The organism is Mycobacterium sp. GA-1841 (genome assembly GCF_001954135.1).
Lineage (GTDB): Bacteria > Actinomycetota > Actinomycetes > Mycobacteriales > Mycobacteriaceae > Mycobacterium.
The window spans coordinates 98384-115651 of the sequence record NZ_MBEQ01000120.1 but is presented as its reverse complement, the minus strand read 5'-3'; the positions used below and the strand labels follow the sequence as shown (position 1 = coordinate 115651).

Genomic DNA, 17268 nt, shown 5'->3' with positions numbered 1-17268 from the left:
AGTACTCGCTTTCTGATCTAGCGTGGCGTCATGTCTTACGACGTCATTGTTCGCAACGGCCTGTGGTTCGACGGCACCGGTGCCCGCCCCCAGGTCCGCACGCTGGGAATTCGCGACGGGGTGGTGGCCGCGGTGTCGGCCACCCCGCTCGATGAGACCGGGTGTCCCGACGTCATCGACGCCGGCGGCAAGTGGGTGCTGCCCGGTTTCATCGACGTGCACACCCATTACGACGCCGAAGTGTTGCTCGACCCGGGCCTACGCGAATCGGTGCGGCACGGCGTGACGACGGTGCTGTTGGGCATGTGCTCCCTCTCGACGGTGTACGCCGACACCGAAGATGCTGCGGATCTGTTCAGCCGTGTCGAGGCGGTTCCGCGCGAGTTCGTGCTCGGCGCACTGCAACAGCACCGCAACTGGGCGAACCCGGCGGAGTATGTGAAAGCCATCGACGAGCTGCCGCTGGGCCCGAATATCGCGTCGTTGCTGGGGCATTCGGATCTACGAGCCTCGGTCCTCGGTCTGGACCGGGCCACCACCCGCGGTGTCGTCCCCACTGATGCCGAATTGGAAACCATGGCGGCCAAGCTCGACGAGGCGCTGGAAGCCGGCATGCTCGGCATGTCGGGAATGGACGCCGCGATCGACAAGCTCGACGGTGACCGGTTCCGGTCCCGTGCGCTTCCATCGACGTTCGCCACCTGGCGGGAGCGCCGCCGTCTGATCAGGGTGCTGCGCAAGCGCGGCCGGATGTTGCAGAGCGCACCGAATGTGGCGAAAGCCCAAGAGGCCCTGAACTTCTTCCTGGAGAGCAGTGGCCTGTTCGGCCGCCGTCGCGGGGTCAAGATGAGCCTGCTGGTCTCGGCCGACGCCAAGTCCTCGCCAGGCGCGGTGCACGTCCTCGGGCCGGGCACCCGGTTACTCAACCGGATCCTCGGCGCCAAGGTGCGGTTCCAGCACCTGCCGGTGCCGTTTGAATTGTATTCGGACGGAATCGATCTGCCGGTCTTCGAGGAGTTCGGGGCCGGCACGGCCGCGCTGCATCTCAAAGATCAGCTTGAGCGCAACAAACTGCTCGCCGACCCGGAGTACCGCCGCCGGTTCCGCAGATCCTTCGACCGGCGCAAGCTCGGCCCGACCCTGTGGCACCGTGACTTCCACGACGCCACCATCGTCGAATGCCCGGATAAAACGTTGATCGGCAAGAGCTTCGGGCGGATCGCCGATGAGCGGGGCATCCACCCGCTCGACGCGTTCCTCGACGTGTTGGTCGACAACGGCGAACGCAACGTGCGATGGACGACGATCGTGGCCAACGACCGGCCGCGGTACCTGGACAAGCTGGCCAAGGACCCGTCGGTGCACATGGGTTTCTCGGATGCCGGTGCGCACCTGCGGAACATGGCGTTCTACAACTACCCGCTGCGGTTGCTCAAGCGGGTTCGTGACGCGCAATTGGCCGGTCGTCCGTTCCTGACCACCGAGCACGCCGTGCATCGGCTGACCGCCGAGGTGGCCGACTGGTTCGGGGTTCCGGCAGGCACGCTGCGCCAGGGGGATCGCGCCGATTTCGTGGTCGTCGATCCGGCCGGCCTCAATGCCGATGTGGACGCCTATCACGAGGAAACCGTCCCGTTCTACGGCGGCCTGAGCCGCATGGTGAACCGCAACGACGACGCCGTCGTCGCCACCGCCGTCAACGGCGCGGTGGTGTTCCGCAACGGTGAGTTCCGCGACGGTTACGGTGAGTCGGTGAAGTCGGGACGTTACCTGCGGGCTGGTGCCGAGCACCTGGATCACGCGCCGGTCTGAGATGGCCAGAACCCAGCAGCAGCGCCGTAAGGAGACCGTGGCGCGCCTGATCGACGCCGCCATCGACACCATCATCGAGGTCGGCTACGCCAAGGCCTCGGCGGCGGTGATCGCCAAGCGGGCCAAGGTTTCCGACGGCGCGCTGTTCCGGCATTTCCCGACGATGAGCGACTTCATGGCGGCCACCGCGCGGGAGGTCGCGCGCCGGCAGGTGGAGTTGGGCAGCAAGCTGAGTGCGGATATCTCTGCCGATCAGCCGGCGCTGCCGGCGGCGCTGGCGATCCTGCGCGACATCGCGGGCAGTGAAACCAATACCGTATGGCACGAACTGCTGATGGCGGCGCGCACCGACGAAAAGCTGCGGGGCCCGCTGCAGGCGGTGCTCACCGAGTACATCCACACCATCTACGAAAGCGCCAAGCATGGACCCGGCATGGACCAGATCCCCGAGGATGTTTTCGCCGTCCTGCTGACCATCGTGCTCAACACGTTCGACGGTGCCGCCATGGTGCGCCGTGTGCTGCCGACGCCGGAACTCGAGGACGCCCGGATCGCGATGTTGGCGGAGTTTGCTCAGTCGCTAACTTCCGGTCAGTTCAGCGGCGTCGCTACCGTCCCAGAACGGTGAGAGTCCCGTCCATGCCTGGGTGTCGCTGAAGGACAACAAGATCCGCGCTGCCTCGGTCAATGGATGGTCTTCGCCGACGATGATCGTGCTGTCCCTGACCAGGCGTCGGGCCCGCTGACCGGCCGAACCGAATTCGTGTCCGGCCCACAGGCGCCAGGCGAGGTAGTAGCGCCACAGCAACGTCTGGTGTGCATCGTTACCTGCGGCCCGGGCGCACTGAGACAACGCCCTTTTCGCCGTCAGAACGCATTCGAAGGAATGCGCTTGCTCGGACTCTTCCTCGTCTGCGGCATCAGCCGCCCTGCTCTCGGCTTCGGCGTCGGGGCAGTGTGGGTCGGCGCTCTGCTCTTGGAACTCCAGGCTGTAGGCGATATCGCGGGTCGCCTCCAACAGGTCTTGCCACTCCATGCGTGCTGCGGCCCGCTTGTCCAGAGCCGATAGGGTCAATGGATCTGCATCGCCTCGTCCGCGGGCGAGATCCTCTGTGAGAACCTCCCATTCCGAAATGCGCTCCATCGTGTTGTCAGCTGATTCCGGGGTCCACAGAGCTCGGGTATACCGGGCCGTCAACGTGGTGGGGTCGTCGTGACCGAGCGCTTTCTCCAGCACGGGGATCAGGTCGTCGAGATCGGTGAGGGTCTTCGCGGTAACCCCCACCGCCTCACCGTGCCAGGTCACTTGCGCCAGTCGCGACGCCAACGTTTCGGGATGGTGCTCACCGAGGAGGCGGACTCGGTGCTGGTGCACTGCCAACGCCTCCATACTCGCACCGTACGGATCGCCGAGATCGCGACGGGCCAACGCCGCCCCGTATGCTGCGGCCAGCGTCAGCGGGTGGCGTGCGCCGAAGGCACGAGTGTCGGCGCCGCACAGGTGAACCCATCGCAGCAGGCGATCGGCCGGATCTGTTGCGCTGTCGTCGATTGCGGCCAGGGTGTGCCGCGCCCACAAGGTATCGCGGTGCTCGGCACCGAGGACGCGGCTCATTGTCGGGAGCAGGTCACGGATGGCTTCAACGGCCCCGGCTTCGCCGAGGTCGTATCGCCAACTGGCCACGAGCCACGCCACAGCGAGCGTGTCCGGATGATCGTTGCCCAGGGTGGTGCGGCGGGCTTCGTGAACCTCGATGGCGTTGCGCAGTGCTCCGCGCAGATCGCCTGCGTTCTGGCGTGCGGCCGCAACGGCCAGCAGCGCGTTCAGCGACGCTGGGTCGTCAGTAGTGCCGGATGGCTCGTCATTCATCTTCTGAGGCGGCCGGCACCTGCACGTTCTGCAGTGCCACCGCCCGGGCCAGCCGGGCATAGCGCAGCTCGAGATCCTTGATGCGCAAGTAGGTCGAGATCGTGACGAACACGAACGCGATGATGAGCATGTACTCCATCAGGTCCGTACCACGGTCCACCCCAAGCCAATTGGCCACCACGGTGGTGTCGTCGGGCCGCAGGATCGCGTAGATGCCCGTCGCGACGAACAACACGAAACCGACCTTCACCCACGCCTTGGACCGGGCGCTGCGCCGTGACCCCAACAGGTAGGCCAACAACACCAGCACCGCGACGATCAACAGGGCCTGAATCCAGTTCATCGGGACAGCCTCCTGCGCAGCAGCCCGTCGAAGACGATGTTCACGCCGTTGAGCAAGGGCTGACCCTTCGACTTCGAGTAGTCGGTGTAGAGGATCTCGACGGGCTCCTCGACCACGCGCCAACGTTTCTCGTATGCCACCGCGATGAACTCGCCGGCGTGGCTCATCCCGTTCATGGTGAGGTCGAGGTCGTCGGCGACCACCTTGTCGAACACCCGCAGGCCGTTGTGCGCATCGGTGAGCCCGAGCGCGCGGCTTCGTGGGCTCAGGAAGGCCGCGGTGCGCAAGATGATCCGCTTCAACGGCGGCGTGTGCGTCACGGCGTGGGCGTCCGGGTCGGCGAAGCGGGTGCCGACCACGAGGTTGGCGCCCTCGGCGTCGAGCCGGTCGATCATCCGCACGACGTCTTTGACCTGGTGTTGGCCGTCGGCGTCGAAGGTGGCGAACACCCGGGCCCGGGGGCGGCTCCGCGCGTATTCGACCCCGGTCTGGATGGCGGCGCCTTGACCGAGGTTCACCGGATGCGGCACGACGTGTGCGCCGGACTGCAGTGCCAGCTGGGCTGTGTCGTCGCGGCTGCCGTCGTCGACGCAGATCACGTTAGGGAAAACCGAGCGCACGTCGGTGATGACGTCGCCGATGATGCTCGCCTCGTTGAAGGCGGGGATGATGACCCAAACGTCGTGAAAGCGCATGTCGATGGGCACCAAACTACACTGCGGTCCAATATCGCGGCCGAAGCCGCTCCGCGATCACCCAGCAGCCCTCCGCGCCAGCGCGCCCAGGTGGACCACGATTCCCACCAGCGGTCCGCACAGCAGCGCGATGATGGTCCGTTCTTCGAGCCCCACCGGAAGCAGTAGCAGCGCCACCGCGGCCACGGTGGCGATGATCCAACCCGTCGCATAGGCCCGGTGCAGAGCGGCCGCGACGGTGGCGGCGCCGGTCAGGGTGAGCATCGCGATGGCCACGGCGGCACCGGTCAACCAGGCCAACAGGGCGCCGCCGGCCTGGTAATCGTCACCGAACCCCACGCGCAGCAGCCACGGGCCGAGCAGCCCGGCCGCCACCACCCCGATGGCCCCGAGCGCGGCCACCACGGCAGCGGGTGCCACCAGTGCGCGCAGCCGCTTGTGGCGCTGGTCCACGAAGTGCGCGATGAGGTTGCCCTGCATGGCCGTCAGCGGCACCAGCAGCGGGGCCCGGGTCAGCGTCACGGCCAGGATCACCACACCCCCCGTGGCGCCGAGTTCACCCGAAGTGGCCTTGAGCGTGGTGCTGCTCAGCGTCGGGCTGGCCGGGTTCTGCCTGCACGCCACGTTGCTCGGCATGCTCGCCGGGGTGAACCGGTGGACCGAATACGGGGCCCTGATGGTCACTGACGGCGGCCAGCCGCGCGGCCGGCGCGGCGATCAGCATGATGAGCCAGGCGACCGCCCCCGCCACGGTGGCCCACAGGAAACCGGCCAACCCCCAGCCCAGCACGAAGGTGGCCGCCGCGACGGCCACCCGGATGCCGGCGTCAGTGACCATCAGGGCCCCGTATTCGGTCCACCGGTTCACCCCGGCGAGCATGCCGAGCAACGTGGCGTGCAGGCAGAACCCGGCCAGCCCGACGCTGAGCAGCACCACGCTCAAGGCCCGGGACTCGGCGAACACGTGTGAACTCCACAGCAGGGAGCTGGCCGCGATCACCACTGCCGCGACGATGCCGACGGAGGCCGCGATCCGCATCGGGTGGGTTGTCGGGCCGGCGCTGAGATCCCGGTGACGGGCCCCGCGCACCTCACGGGTGGCCTCCTGCAACAGGCCGTTGGCGGCGCCGGTCACGAGGCCGAACGCACCCCAGAACACGCTGAAGATCGAGAAGCCGGCCGGCTCCAGGTCTCGTGCGGCCAGGTACAGCACGGCGTAACCGCACACTGCGCTGATGGCGGTGGCCAGCCCGACGCGGGCGACGCTGCTGCGCGTGATCGGCCCTGTAGCGGGGGTGCTGCCGCCGTCGGTCACAGGTCCGGCAACTCTTTGGAGTACAGCCAGGCCTGCCACAGTGGCTGCAACGGCTCGTCGGTGTAGCCGGCGGCCAGCCCGGTGAAATCGTCGGTGAATGCCGTGTTGTGCCGGTAGCGGGCCGTCCAATCCTGTAGCAACGCAAAGAAATTCGCGTCACCGATTCGGGTACGCAGCACGTGCAGGGTCAGCGCGCCACGCTTGTACACGCGGTCGTCGAACATGTCCTCGGGCCCGGGATCGGACAGCAGCAGATCCTGCGGTTGGTCCTGCAGACGTGAGTGATAGTGCTCGGCCCATTGCGCCGCGCTGCGGCCCCCGCTGTGTTCGGACCACAGCCACTCCGCGTAGCAGGCGAACCCTTCATGCAGCCAGATGTCCCGCCAGCGCCGAGCGGTCACCGAATTGCCGAACCACTGGTGGGCCAGCTCGTGGGCAATCAACCGCTCGGCGCCGCGATGGCCGTCGCAATGATTGGCACCGAAGATCGAGATGCCCTGAGCCTCCAGGGGAATCTCCAGATCGTCGTCGGTCACCACGACGGTGTAACCACTGGCCACCGGATATGGCCCGAACAGTTTGACGAACAGTTTCATCATCTGCGGCTGACGCTCGAAGTCGTGCTCGAAGTTGCGGCGCAACCGGGCGGGCAGCACCGCATGCATCGGCACCGGAGATTTGGTCAGCCGCTGGTTCTCGTACATGCCGATCTGCAGCGTCATCAGATAACTCGATGTCGGTTCGGGCTGCTCGTAGGTCCAGACCGTGTGTCCGGCGCGGGCCTTGCGGGAGATCAACTCGCCATTGGCCAGCGCGTAGTACGGCGTGTCGGTGCTGATCTGGATGCGGTAGCTGGCCTTCGAGCTGGGATGGTCGTCGCAGGGGAACCAGGAGGCGGCCCCGTTGGGTTGGCCGGCCACCAGGGCGCCCTCGGACAGCTCCTCGAAACCAACCTCGCCCCAATAGGTTTCGATGGGGCGCGGGTTTCCGTTGTAGCGGACGGCGACGGTCATCGCGGCCCCGGCCGGCAGTGCCGATCCCAGTGTGATCGACAACTTGCCGTCCGTGGTCCGGTACTGCGCGGGCCGGCGACCGTTCACCGAAACCCGGGACACTGACAGCGCGTCGGACAGATCCAGGGTGAAGGTGCGCAGCGCGGCCAGGGTGACCGCCGTGATGGTGGCCGAACCGGCCAGTCGGTTGATCGCCACCTTGTACTCGAGCTCGAGCTCGTAGCGGGAAACCCGGTACCCGAAATTGCCGTTGCCCGGCAGGTACGGGTCGATCACGGGGGCGGACGTCACCTTCTTGGCAGCTTTCTTCGATCGGGTCACGCGGCAGGGTTTTCCGTCCGCTTGGTGTCGGCTGGTTTGGCGGTGCGCTTCTTGCCGAACATGTTCCACGGGGCGATCGGGTTGCCCTGCCAACGGGTGGACGGCGGCACCTCGTCCCCGCGCATGACCAGCGAGCCCGGCCCGACGGTGGATCCCGCGCCCAGCCGGGCGGCGGGCAGCGCGACGCAGTGGGGTCCCAGCGTCGCACCCTCTTCGAGCACCACGCTGTCCAGTCGCATGATGCGGTCGTGGAACAGGTGGGTCTGCACCACGCAGCCGCGGTTGACGGTGGCGGCGGCCTCGAGGGTCACCAGATCGGCTTCGGGCAGCCAGTAGGTTTCACACCACACCCCGCGCCCGATCGAGGCGCCCAGGCCGCGCAGCCACACGTTCATCACCGGGGTTCCGCTGGCCGCCCGGGCGAACCAGGGTGCGGCGACAGTTTCGACGAACGTGTCCGAGACCTCGTTGCGCCACACGAACGACGACCACAGGGGCTGCTCGACCGCGCGAATTCGGCCGACCACCAACCATTTTGCGATCACGGCGATGATGCCTGCCACGGCACCGGCAGCCAACAGCACCACGCCACCGGTCAGCGCGGCCCACAGGAAGCCGAACCGCATCGTCACCGTCTGCAGCGCGCCCAGCACGGCGACGCCGATCGCGAAGGTGATGATCACCGGGACCAGCCGGCAGGTCTCCACCGCCGAGCGCATGACCTTCAGCCGCAGCGACGGATCGAAGGTGCGCAGTGCATCGGCGGCAGTGGCGTTGCGGCGCAATCGAACCGGCGGACTGCCCAACCAGGACGAGCCGGCCTTGGCCTTGTGTGGGGTGGCCGAGAGCACCGCCACCAGGCCGTCGTCGGGCACCTTGCGACCGGGCTGGGTGATGCCCGAGTTGCCGAGGAAGGCCCGCTTGCCGATGGTGGCCTTGGCGACGTGGATCCAACCACCACCCAACTCGTAGGAGGCCACCATGGTGTCGTCGGCCAGAAACGCGCCGTCGTGTACCTCGGTGAACTTCGGGGTGAACAGCGCCGTCGAGATCTCGGTGTCCCGACCGACTTTCGCGCCGAGCAGCCGCAGCCACCACGGGGTGAGCAGGCTGGCGTAGATCGGGAACAGGTAGTTGCGGGCCGCGTCCATCAGCCGTTCGGTCATCCACAACTGCCAGCCCACCCGGCTGCGCACCGGGTGATACCCCTCGGAGAGCTTGACCGACAAAACCCGTACCCCGATCACCGTGAGGACGGCGTAGGTCAGCAGTGCGACCAGCGCTGCGGCCGGCGTCCAGGCCAGCGCCGGTATCACGGCCTCGCCCGGGGAGCCGGTGTCGTGGATGCCCCAGCCGATCACCGCGAGACCCGCGGCCAGCGCGGTCAGCGGCAGCCCGGCCAACAACATCGAGGACACTCCGTACACCCCGACCCACAGCGGCGCGCGAGGCGGCCGGTGGTCCGGCCACGGGTGGCGGGCCTTGCCGGACTTCACGGCCGGCGAACCCTTCCAGAACTGGCCGTTCTTGACCTTGCCCACCACTGCCGAGCCGGGCGCGACATCGGCGTTCTTGCCGACGCTCGCTCCGGGAAGCAGCGTGGTGCGGGCACCGATCGTGGCATCGTTGCCGATCGATACCGGCCCGACGTGGAACATGTCGCCGTCGATCCAGTGCCCGGACAGGTCCACCTCGGGTTCGACCGAGGCGCGGTGACCGATTTTGAGCATGCCGGTCACCGGCGGCGCGGAGTGCATGTCGACGCCCTTGCCCACGCTGTTGCCCAGGGCGCGGGCGTAGTAGACCATCCACGGTGCGCCGGCCAGGTTTTCGGCGCCGCTGGCCGCGGCCAGCCGTTCGGCGATCCACACCCGAAGGTGAACGGCGCCACCGCGCCGGTATGTGCCGGGTTGCAGGCCGCCCAGCAGTATCCGGGCGAACAGCACCGCAATGCCCATCCGGCCCAGCGGCGTGACGAACAGTCCGAACCCGGCCAGCACCCACCACCAGCTCAGCGGATGCGCCCAGGACACCACGCCCGTCATGGCCGCCACGTTGTTGAGCAGCGCCAGCCAGACCACCCACTGCATGCCGGTGAGGGTGGCCAGCGGCAGTGACAATGCGACTTGCGCGGCCTGGGTCAGCACCGGCGTCGGTTGGACCTGGCGGGTGGTGATCTGCGGTGGGGGTTTGAGCTCGTCGAGATAGCCGGCCAGCGAGCCCAGCCGGGGGTGGTCGTAGAGGTCGGCGACGGTCACCAGCGGATAGCGCCGGCGTAGCGCGGCCACCAGTTGCGCGGCGGCCAGTGAACCGCCGCCGAGGGCGATGAAATCGGCCTCCGGCCCGTCGACCGGAGTGCCGAGCACGTCGCGCCACAACCCGGCCAGCCAGCCCATGGTGCCGGTGAGTTCGGTGGCATCGGGTTGGTTGTCGCCCGGCGGCGGCCATGGCAACGCGTTGCGGTCGACCTTGCCCGACGTGCGGGTGGGCAGGTCGTCGAGCAGGACGAGCCGGGGCACCAGGGCGGCGGGCAGTGACTCCGACAGTGCAGCTCGGGCCGCCGCCAGATCGAAGTCTGGATCCGTACTCGCGATGTAGCCGACCAGCAGCGGGGTGCCGCTCGCGGTCTTTCGGACCGCGGCCGCGCCGCCACTCACCCCGGGCAGGTTGACCAGGGCGGTGTCCACCTCACCCAGCTCGATGCGACGCCCGCCGACCTTCACCTGGTCGTCGGCGCGGCCTTGGAAGTAGAGCCCGTCGGCTTCCAGACGCACCAGATCGCCGCTGCGGTAGGCGCGGGTCCATGACCCATGTTGGCTCAAAGAAGGCATGGGGGCGTACTTCTCGGCGTCCTTGTCGGGATCGAGGTAACGGGCCAGGCCCACCCCGCCGATCACCAGTTCACCGACCTCACCGAACCCGACCGGCAGACCGTCGGCGTCCACCACGGCCAGGTCCCACCCCGCCAGGGGCAGCCCGATGCTGACGGGACCCTGCCCGTCCAGTTTCGCGGCGCAGGCGACGACGGTTGCCTCGGTGGGGCCGTAGGTGTTCCACACCTCGCGACCGACGCTGTCTTCCCCGGAAGCCAGCCGGGCCGCCAGTTCGGGCGGGCAGGCCTCGCCACCGAAGATCAACAGCCGCACGGCCTCCAGCGCTTCGGCGGGCCACAGCGCCGCCAGCGTCGGCACCGTCGACACCACGGTGATGTCCCGGCTGACCAGCCACGGTCCCAGATCCATCCCGCTGCGAACCAGCGATCGCGGGGCGGGCACCAGACAGGCACCGTGCCGCCAGGCCAGCCACATCTCCTCGCACGATGCGTCGAACGCCACCGACAGGCCGGCCAGCACCCGGTCCCCGGGTCCGATCGGGCTGTCCTGCAAAAACATCTGGGCTTCCGCATCGACGAATGCGGCCGCGCTGCGGTGGGTGACGGCGACACCTTTCGGGGTGCCCGTCGATCCCGACGTGAAGATGATCCAGGCGTCGTCGCGGCCCAGCGGGGCGGCGGCCCGCCACCCGCGTGAGGAGCCCGGCCCGCGGGTCAGGCCGGCTTCGGTGATCACCCCGACCACGTTGGCCTCGCCGAACACCAGCTCGGCGCGCTCGTCGGGATCGTCGGCGTCCACCGGAACGTAGGCGGCGCCGCAGGCCAGCACCGACAGGATGGCCACGTAGAGCGCATAACTGCCCGAGGGCATCCGGATCCCGATCCGGTCGCCCCGGCCGATTCCGCGAGCGGCCAGCCAGGCCACGCTGTCGGTGATGTCGGCGATCAGCTCGGAGTAGGTGAGCTGGACAGCGCCGTCATCGAGAGCCGGCGCGTCGGGAAAACGGGCGGCGGTCTCGTGCAGGATGTCGATGAGGGTGCGGGGCGCGGGGGCCAGTGGGGATAGCGCGTACTGCGGCGGAATCTCGTGTTCACCGGCGGCTGCTGTCACGCGTACAAACCTACTAAGCCGCCGGCTGCTCGGCCCGTTACCCGGGGCGCGGGTCGGTGCGGCGGGCCCGTTCGATTTCGGTTAGTGGGTGACGTCAGGCAGACTGGTCGGCGGAGGGGAGTATTCCTTCGCTGCGATGTCGTCATCACGTCGGTCGTCAATTGATCGATCGGTGTCGCAGACCGGTGGCTATAGCCGGTGGAAGAGACCTCCGGCGCTTTGACGACCGGAGGATTCTCGATGCAGGTAACACAGCTGGAATGGATCATCACCCTCGCCGTGACGATCGCCGTTCTGCTGTTCGACGTCGTGGTGATCGGGCGACGCCCCCACGAACCCACCACTCGCGAAACCGCCACCTATCTGTCGATCTACATCGGCATGGCGGTGGCGTTCGGCATCTGGGTGTGGGTGTTCCATGGCCACCAGTTCGGGCTCGAGTTCTTCGCCGGCTGGCTCACCGAGTACAGCCTGTCGGTCGACAACCTGTTCATCTTCCTGATCATCATGGCCAGCTTCAAAGTGCCGCGGATCTACCAGCAGCAGGCCCTGCTGGTCGGCATCATCCTGGCGCTGATCTTCCGCGGCATCTTCATCGCGCTGGGCGCGGTCGCGATCAACCAGTTCTCGTGGGTGTTCTACATCTTCGGCGCGTTCCTGGTGTACACCGCGATCAACCTGGTCCGCGACACCGACCATGACGACGACGGCGACAACGGCGTGGTGCGTTTCGCCCGCAAGCACCTGCGCACCACCGACCAGTGGGACGGCCTGAAGTTGTGGATCCACGAGAATGGGAAACGGCTGATGACGCCGATGTTCCTGGTCATCGTGGCGTTGGGCACCACCGACCTGCTGTTCGCGCTGGACTCCATCCCGGCGATCTACGGGCTGACCCAGGAGCCCTACCTGGTGTTCACCGCCAACGTGTTCGCGCTCATGGGTCTGCGGCAGCTCTACTTCCTGCTCGGTGACCTGCTCAAGCGCCTGGTGTACCTGTCGCAGGGATTGGCGTTCATCCTGGCCTTCATCGGCGTCAAACTCGTGCTGCACGCACTGCACGAGAACGAGTTGCCGTTCATCAACGGCGGCGAGCCGGTGCACGTGCCGGAGATCCCGACGCTCGCGAGCCTGGGCGTGATCGTCGTGACGTTGGCCATCACCACCGCGGCGAGCCTCTACAAGACCCGGGTGCGCGACGTCCGGTAGTTCGTTGGATTCGGGCTGAACGTAACTCTGGGCAGGTGCGGTATTTGCACATAACGTGTCCGGTGTGCGGATATTTGTGGCGGACGCCGAATCCTGGACCGAGCTGACAGACGGTGGGGCGCCGACGGCGCGGATTTCGGCGCCCGATCTGGCCCAGGCGCGCCGGATCCGATCCGGCCTCAAGTCCGAGGACGACGCCGTCTCGGTGATCTTGGACGTGTCCGTCGCGGTGGCCGCGGATTACCGCTCGGCCCGATGCAGTCTGACGGTGGCGGGCTCAGAGGCCGGGGCAGTGCTCGGTGTGCGCTATGTGGGGACGATTGACGGGCTGACCGGCTTGATCGCCGACATCGAAGCGGCCGGCGTGGCCGACGGCGTCACGCTGATTCCGACCGGCCCGGATCCGGATCCGCGGGTCCTCGGCAGCGACGTACTGCGGCGCCTGCGCTTGCGTTCTGCGGCCAGAGCCTCGTGATTATGGGTGGCCGGCTTGAGAATTGACGCCACCGCATAGGTATTCTCGATCACGTCGTCACTAAAGCAGAGGTCAGCGCGACCGGGGTGGCCTCAGTGAGTAAGGACGTGATCCCATGCGCGCGGAACAGCCGTACCCATCTGCGACCCTCGCCGGTTTCGGCCCGCGAGCAGGCGGGCGCCGATTGTCGTTGTTGTTGGTCGAGGACGACCGCGGCGACGCACTGTTGGTCGAAGAACAGATCGCCGATGTTGCCGACATCGCCGACATCGACCTGGTGTGGGTGCAATCCATGGCATCTGCCGAGCAGGCGATCGTCTCCGCCCGCCCCGATTGTGTGCTGCTCGACCTGAATCTGCCTGACGCCGAGGGCATTGACGCCCTGCACCGGTTGGGCCGGCTCGATCCCACGGTTCCGATCATCGTGCTCACCGGTTTGAACGACGAGCACTTCGGCATCTCGGCGGTCGCCTCGGGCGCCCAGGACTACCTCGTCAAGGGCCGGGTCGATCCGGAGATGCTGCGCCGTGCCGTGGTGTATTCGATCGAGCGCAAACGCGCTGAGCTCACCGCGGTGGATCTGCATGCCAGCCAGCTGCGTGAGCGGGAGAACGCCCGACTTGAGCGCGGCCTGCTGCCGTCGGCGTTGCTCATGGACGATCCGGGCGTCGAGGTCGTCGCCCAATCCCTGCCGAGCCGACGAGACGCCCTGTTGGGTGGGGATTTCTACGACATCGTGCAGACGTCCGACCGCACGGTCCACGTGATGATGGGCGATGTGGCCGGCCATGGCCCCGACGAGGCCGCGCTGGGTGTGGCATTGCGCATCGGTTGGCGCGCATTGACTTTCGCCGGGCTACGGGGTAACGCGCGGATGAGGCAACTCGACCGCATTCTGACCAGCGAACGACCCGGACCCGGAATCTTCGCCACGCTGCTCAGCGTGGCACTGGATCCCGAGACCGGGCAGTATGACGTGGTCCGCGCCGGGCACCCCGGCCTGCTGGTGCACGGACCGGGCACAGTGGACTGGGTCGAGCCCACTGCCGGCTCTGCGCTGGGGCTGGGTGCCAGCGAATGGCCGGTCGACCGATTGGAACTGCCGAAAGGACACGGCCTGGTGTTGCTCACCGACGGATTGTTCGAGGGTCACGCGGGGCCGGGCGGTCGCCGCCTCGGTGAGCAAGGCCTGCTTGAGCTGGCGAGATCGCAGGCGTCCCGGCCCGGTCGCGAGTTCGTCGGTGCGCTGATCGCCGAAGTCGAATCCCGTGCCCAACCGTATGGCGGTCTCAGTGACGACATCGCGATGATCAGAGTGGAACGCGCGCTGCGATGAAATTGACTGTGCAAGGCTGGCAGAACTTGCTGGTGTTCGGGATGTGTGTGATCGTGCTGGCCGGCGCGATCGCCGGTATCAACCTGGTGAGCCGCACCGATGCGGTGTCCCGCGAACTGATCGACAACATCCAGCCCGCCCGGGTCGCGGCCTATCAGTTGCAGGCGGCGCTGCGGGACCAGGAGACGGCCGTACGCGGATACGCGATCGCTGCCGACCCCCGATTCCTCGACCCCTACGGCGAGGGCCAGCGGGCCGAGGCGGAGGCCGCCGCTGAGATTCGGGGGTACCTGTCCGGCCACGATCAACTGCTGAACGATCTGGACGTGATCGAGAAGGCCGCTGCGGCATGGCGGTCCGCTTACGCCGAGCCGCTGATCGCCAGTGTCAAGGTGGGCAGCCCCACCGTCGTCGACGCCAAGACAGCAGATCGCGGGAAGGCGGAATTCGACCGGCTACGAGGGTTGTTCGACATCCAGAACGCCAACCTTGGCGATACCAGGCAGGCCAGTGTCGACGAGATGAGCCATGTCCGCCAATGGCGTGACAAGGTGGTGATCGCCATGATCGTCGCGTTCTTCGCCGTGGCGATCCTGATGACCATCCTGGTGCACAGCGCGGTCACCGGGCCACTGGCCACGCTGGCCGCCTCCTGCCGCAGGATCACCGAGGGACACTTCTCTGAACGCATCGCGGCGAAGGGCCCCAAGGATATTCGCGCCATCGCCACCGATGTCGAGGACATGCGGCAGCGGGTCGTCGAGGAACTCGAAGCCTCACGATCGGCGCAGGCGGCTCTGGATCAGCAGGCCGACGAGTTGCGCCGTTCCAACGCCGAACTGGAGCAGTTCGCCTACGTGGCATCGCACGATCTGCAGGAGCCGTTGCGCAAGGTCGCTTCGTTCTGCCAGCTGCTGGAGAAGCGCTATGGCGACAAACTCGACGAGCGGGGCACCGAGTACATCGGATTCGCCGTCGACGGGGCCAAGCGCATGCAGGTCCTGATCAACGATCTGCTCACGTTCTCGCGGGTCGGCCGGCTCAACGCCACACATACCGAGGTGGATCTCAACGATGCCCTCGACACCGCGCTGAACAACCTGACCACCGGCATCGACGAGTCCGGTGCTCAGATCGAGCGGCCCAGCGAGCCGCTGCCGGAGATCGACGGCGATCCCACGCTGATGGCGATGCTGTGGCAGAACCTCATCGGCAACGCGGTGAAGTTCCGCCGCGACGGTGTGGCGCCCCGGATCGTCATCGAATGCCGAGAAGGTACCGGTGAATTCGCCGATCAATGGGTATTCAGTTTGTCCGACAACGGGATCGGCATCGCCGAGGAGTTCGTGGACAAGGTTTTCGTGATTTTTCAGCGGTTGCACGGCCGTGATGCCTTCACCGGAACCGGCATCGGCCTGGCACTGTGTAAGAAGATAGTTGAGCACCATGGCGGATCGATCTGGATCGACACGTCCTACACCGGCGGTACCCGGTTCATGTTCACCCTGCCCGTCACCCCGACGACGGTGCCCACCCCTGTGCTGGAAGCCCAGCTGGAAGGAAGCCCTGAATGACCTCATCTGAAAGCCGCGCCATCGACATCTTGTTGGTCGAGGACGACCCGGGTGACGAACTGATCACCCGGGAGGCCTTCGAACACAACAAGATCAAGAACAACCTCCACGTGGCACGCGATGGTGAGGAAGGACTTGACTTCCTGTATCGGCGGGGGGCGTTCGAAGCTGCGCCGCGGCCGGATCTGATCCTGTTGGATCTGAACCTGCCCAAGTACGACGGCCGTCAGCTGTTGGAGAAGATCAAGTCCGACGCTGACCTGTGCCACATTCCGATCGTGGTGCTGACCACGTCATCGGCCGAGGAGGACATCCTTCGCAGCTACAAGTTGCACGCCAACGCCTACGTCACCAAGCCGGTCGACCTGGACCAGTTCATGAGCGCGGTCCGCCAGATCGACGAGTTCTTCGTTCAGGTGGTGCGGCTTCCGCAGTTCTGACCGACGTGGTCCCACTGCAGGCGCACCTTGGTGCCTGTGTGGTTCGAGTCGATCACAGCCCGGTCGGTGAGCGCGCGCATCAGCGGGATGCCGCGGCCCCGCGCCGGGTTCTTGTGGTCGGTCTCGGCGATCCGCCACACCCCCTCGTCGGCGACGGTGACGGTGAGCACCTCGGTGTTCTCGTCGTAGTCGGCCTGTACACGCATCGCACCGGGCGCCGGTGCGTTCACGTAGGCGAACTCCGCGGCGTTGGCCAGCGCCTCGTTCACGGCCAGTAGGACATCACTGGCCTTCGTCGGATCGAGCGCGAGATGCGTGCTCAGCCAGCTGGAGAACTCACGGCGTATCTGCGCCGCGGTTTCCGGTGCGGCGGTGACATTTTTCGTGAACTGTGCTGACTGGCCTGCGTCTGTCATATCGACCTGCTGGCTACCCCGTTTTCGCCGGTCTTATGTCTTCAAAGCGGTCAAAGCCTCGTCGAGCGTCGCGAAAAGGTCTACGACATCGGCGATTCCGACCAGTTTGAGTGGACGACTGGTGGCCGGTCCGTCCGCCACGACGGCGAACCGGACGGCGTCGCCCAACTCTTCGCGTGCAGCCACGAGCACGCCCATCCCGGCTGATGCCAGGAACTCCACAGCACTCAAATCGACAACCACGGCCGAGGGCGAGCTCTTGGCGGCCGCGCCGATCGCCTCTTCGAGTTTGGGTGCGGTGAGCATGTCGACCGTACCGGCCACTGCCACCACACTCACCTCACCGACGCGGCTCTCTTCAACTGAGCAGCTTGCCGGGTCCGGTTGGCTATTCATCGTCACCTCCGACGTGATCGGTGCGCCTCTGGAGACGTCGACAAATACTAACGGGGTGTCCGCCTCCTGCCACTGCGGGCCCAGATAAAACGCCGACAAGCTGGGCCTT

At 66.8% G+C, this 17268-nt stretch carries 14 protein-coding genes and 1 pseudogene; 7 read left to right on the top strand and 8 right to left on the bottom strand.

What is annotated here, in order from left to right; translation table 11 throughout:
• Positions 1 to 30: 30 nt before the first annotated feature.
• Both A5740_RS27360 and A5740_RS27355 read left to right on the top strand, forming a co-directional pair.
• Positions 31 to 1812 carry an amidohydrolase family protein gene (locus A5740_RS27360; RefSeq protein WP_076199438.1) on the top strand — a complete coding sequence of 594 codons (1782 nt, stop codon included), beginning with the start codon at positions 31 to 33 and terminating at the stop codon, positions 1810 to 1812.
• Between the two features lies 1 nt (position 1813).
• Positions 1814 to 2440 (top strand): TetR/AcrR family transcriptional regulator, encoded by a 627-nt coding sequence (locus A5740_RS27355; RefSeq protein WP_076199490.1) that lies wholly within the window; start codon positions 1814 to 1816, stop codon positions 2438 to 2440.
• Here the strand turns inward: A5740_RS27355 and A5740_RS27350 are convergent.
• The 6 genes and pseudogenes from A5740_RS27350 to A5740_RS27325 all read right to left on the bottom strand — a co-directional run bounded on the left by A5740_RS27350 (position 2393) and on the right by A5740_RS27325 (position 11313).
• Entirely contained in the window at positions 2393 to 3682 is a 1290-nt protein-coding gene (locus A5740_RS27350) for a hypothetical protein (protein ID WP_254849353.1), read from the bottom strand. The genes A5740_RS27355 and A5740_RS27350 overlap by 48 nt on opposite strands.
• Positions 3675 to 4025, bottom strand: a complete 351-nt coding sequence (locus A5740_RS27345; RefSeq protein ID WP_076199436.1) for a DUF2304 domain-containing protein — start codon at positions 4023 to 4025, stop codon at positions 3675 to 3677. The genes A5740_RS27350 and A5740_RS27345 overlap by 8 nt, the downstream gene beginning before the upstream one ends.
• The gene (locus A5740_RS27340) at positions 4022 to 4720 is read right to left on the bottom strand and encodes a glycosyltransferase family 2 protein (protein ID WP_076199434.1); all 699 of its coding nucleotides are present in this window, start codon (positions 4718 to 4720) and stop codon (positions 4022 to 4024) included. The genes A5740_RS27345 and A5740_RS27340 overlap by 4 nt, the downstream gene beginning before the upstream one ends.
• A gap of 57 nt (positions 4721 to 4777) precedes the next feature.
• Positions 4778 to 6035 (bottom strand): annotated as a pseudogene (locus A5740_RS29430) (lipopolysaccharide biosynthesis protein).
• On the bottom strand, positions 6032 to 7369 hold the full coding sequence (locus A5740_RS27330; RefSeq protein WP_076199432.1) for a M1 family metallopeptidase: 1338 nt from the start codon (positions 7367 to 7369) through the stop codon (positions 6032 to 6034). Before A5740_RS27330 ends, A5740_RS29430 begins: the two are co-directional and overlap by 4 nt.
• On the bottom strand, positions 7366 to 11313 hold the full coding sequence (locus tag A5740_RS27325; protein WP_076199430.1) for a Pls/PosA family non-ribosomal peptide synthetase: 3948 nt from the start codon (positions 11311 to 11313) through the stop codon (positions 7366 to 7368). The genes A5740_RS27330 and A5740_RS27325 overlap by 4 nt, the downstream gene beginning before the upstream one ends.
• Before the next feature lie 240 nt (positions 11314 to 11553).
• Between A5740_RS27325 and A5740_RS27320 the strand changes: the two genes are divergently transcribed.
• From A5740_RS27320 to A5740_RS27300, 5 genes are all read left to right on the top strand, one after another.
• Complete coding sequence (locus A5740_RS27320) at positions 11554 to 12522, top strand: TerC family protein (protein WP_076199486.1); 969 nt, start codon at positions 11554 to 11556, stop codon at positions 12520 to 12522.
• Between the two features lie 55 nt (positions 12523 to 12577).
• Positions 12578 to 12997 carry a hypothetical protein gene (locus A5740_RS27315; RefSeq protein ID WP_076199428.1) on the top strand — a complete coding sequence of 140 codons (420 nt, stop codon included), beginning with the start codon at positions 12578 to 12580 and terminating at the stop codon, positions 12995 to 12997.
• 115 nt (positions 12998 to 13112) lie between these two features.
• On the top strand, positions 13113 to 14333 hold the full coding sequence (locus A5740_RS27310) for a PP2C family protein-serine/threonine phosphatase (RefSeq protein ID WP_076199426.1): 1221 nt from the start codon (positions 13113 to 13115) through the stop codon (positions 14331 to 14333).
• A complete protein-coding gene (locus A5740_RS27305) occupies positions 14330 to 15907 on the top strand; it encodes a CHASE3 domain-containing protein (protein ID WP_076199424.1) in 1578 nt (525 codons plus the stop codon). The genes A5740_RS27310 and A5740_RS27305 overlap by 4 nt, the downstream gene beginning before the upstream one ends.
• Positions 15904 to 16347: a response regulator gene (locus tag A5740_RS27300; protein WP_076199422.1), complete on the top strand. Its 444-nt coding sequence runs from the start codon at positions 15904 to 15906 to the stop codon at positions 16345 to 16347. Before A5740_RS27305 ends, A5740_RS27300 begins: the two co-directional genes overlap by 4 nt.
• Here the strand turns inward: A5740_RS27300 and A5740_RS27295 are convergent.
• On the bottom strand, positions 16320 to 16763 hold the full coding sequence (locus A5740_RS27295; RefSeq protein ID WP_076199420.1) for an ATP-binding protein: 444 nt from the start codon (positions 16761 to 16763) through the stop codon (positions 16320 to 16322). The two genes, A5740_RS27300 and A5740_RS27295, sit on opposite strands and share 28 nt — an antisense overlap.
• 33 nt (positions 16764 to 16796) lie before the next feature.
• On the bottom strand, positions 16797 to 17159 hold the full coding sequence (locus A5740_RS27290) for an STAS domain-containing protein (RefSeq protein ID WP_076199484.1): 363 nt from the start codon (positions 17157 to 17159) through the stop codon (positions 16797 to 16799).
• Between the last annotated feature and the right edge of the window lie 109 nt (positions 17160 to 17268).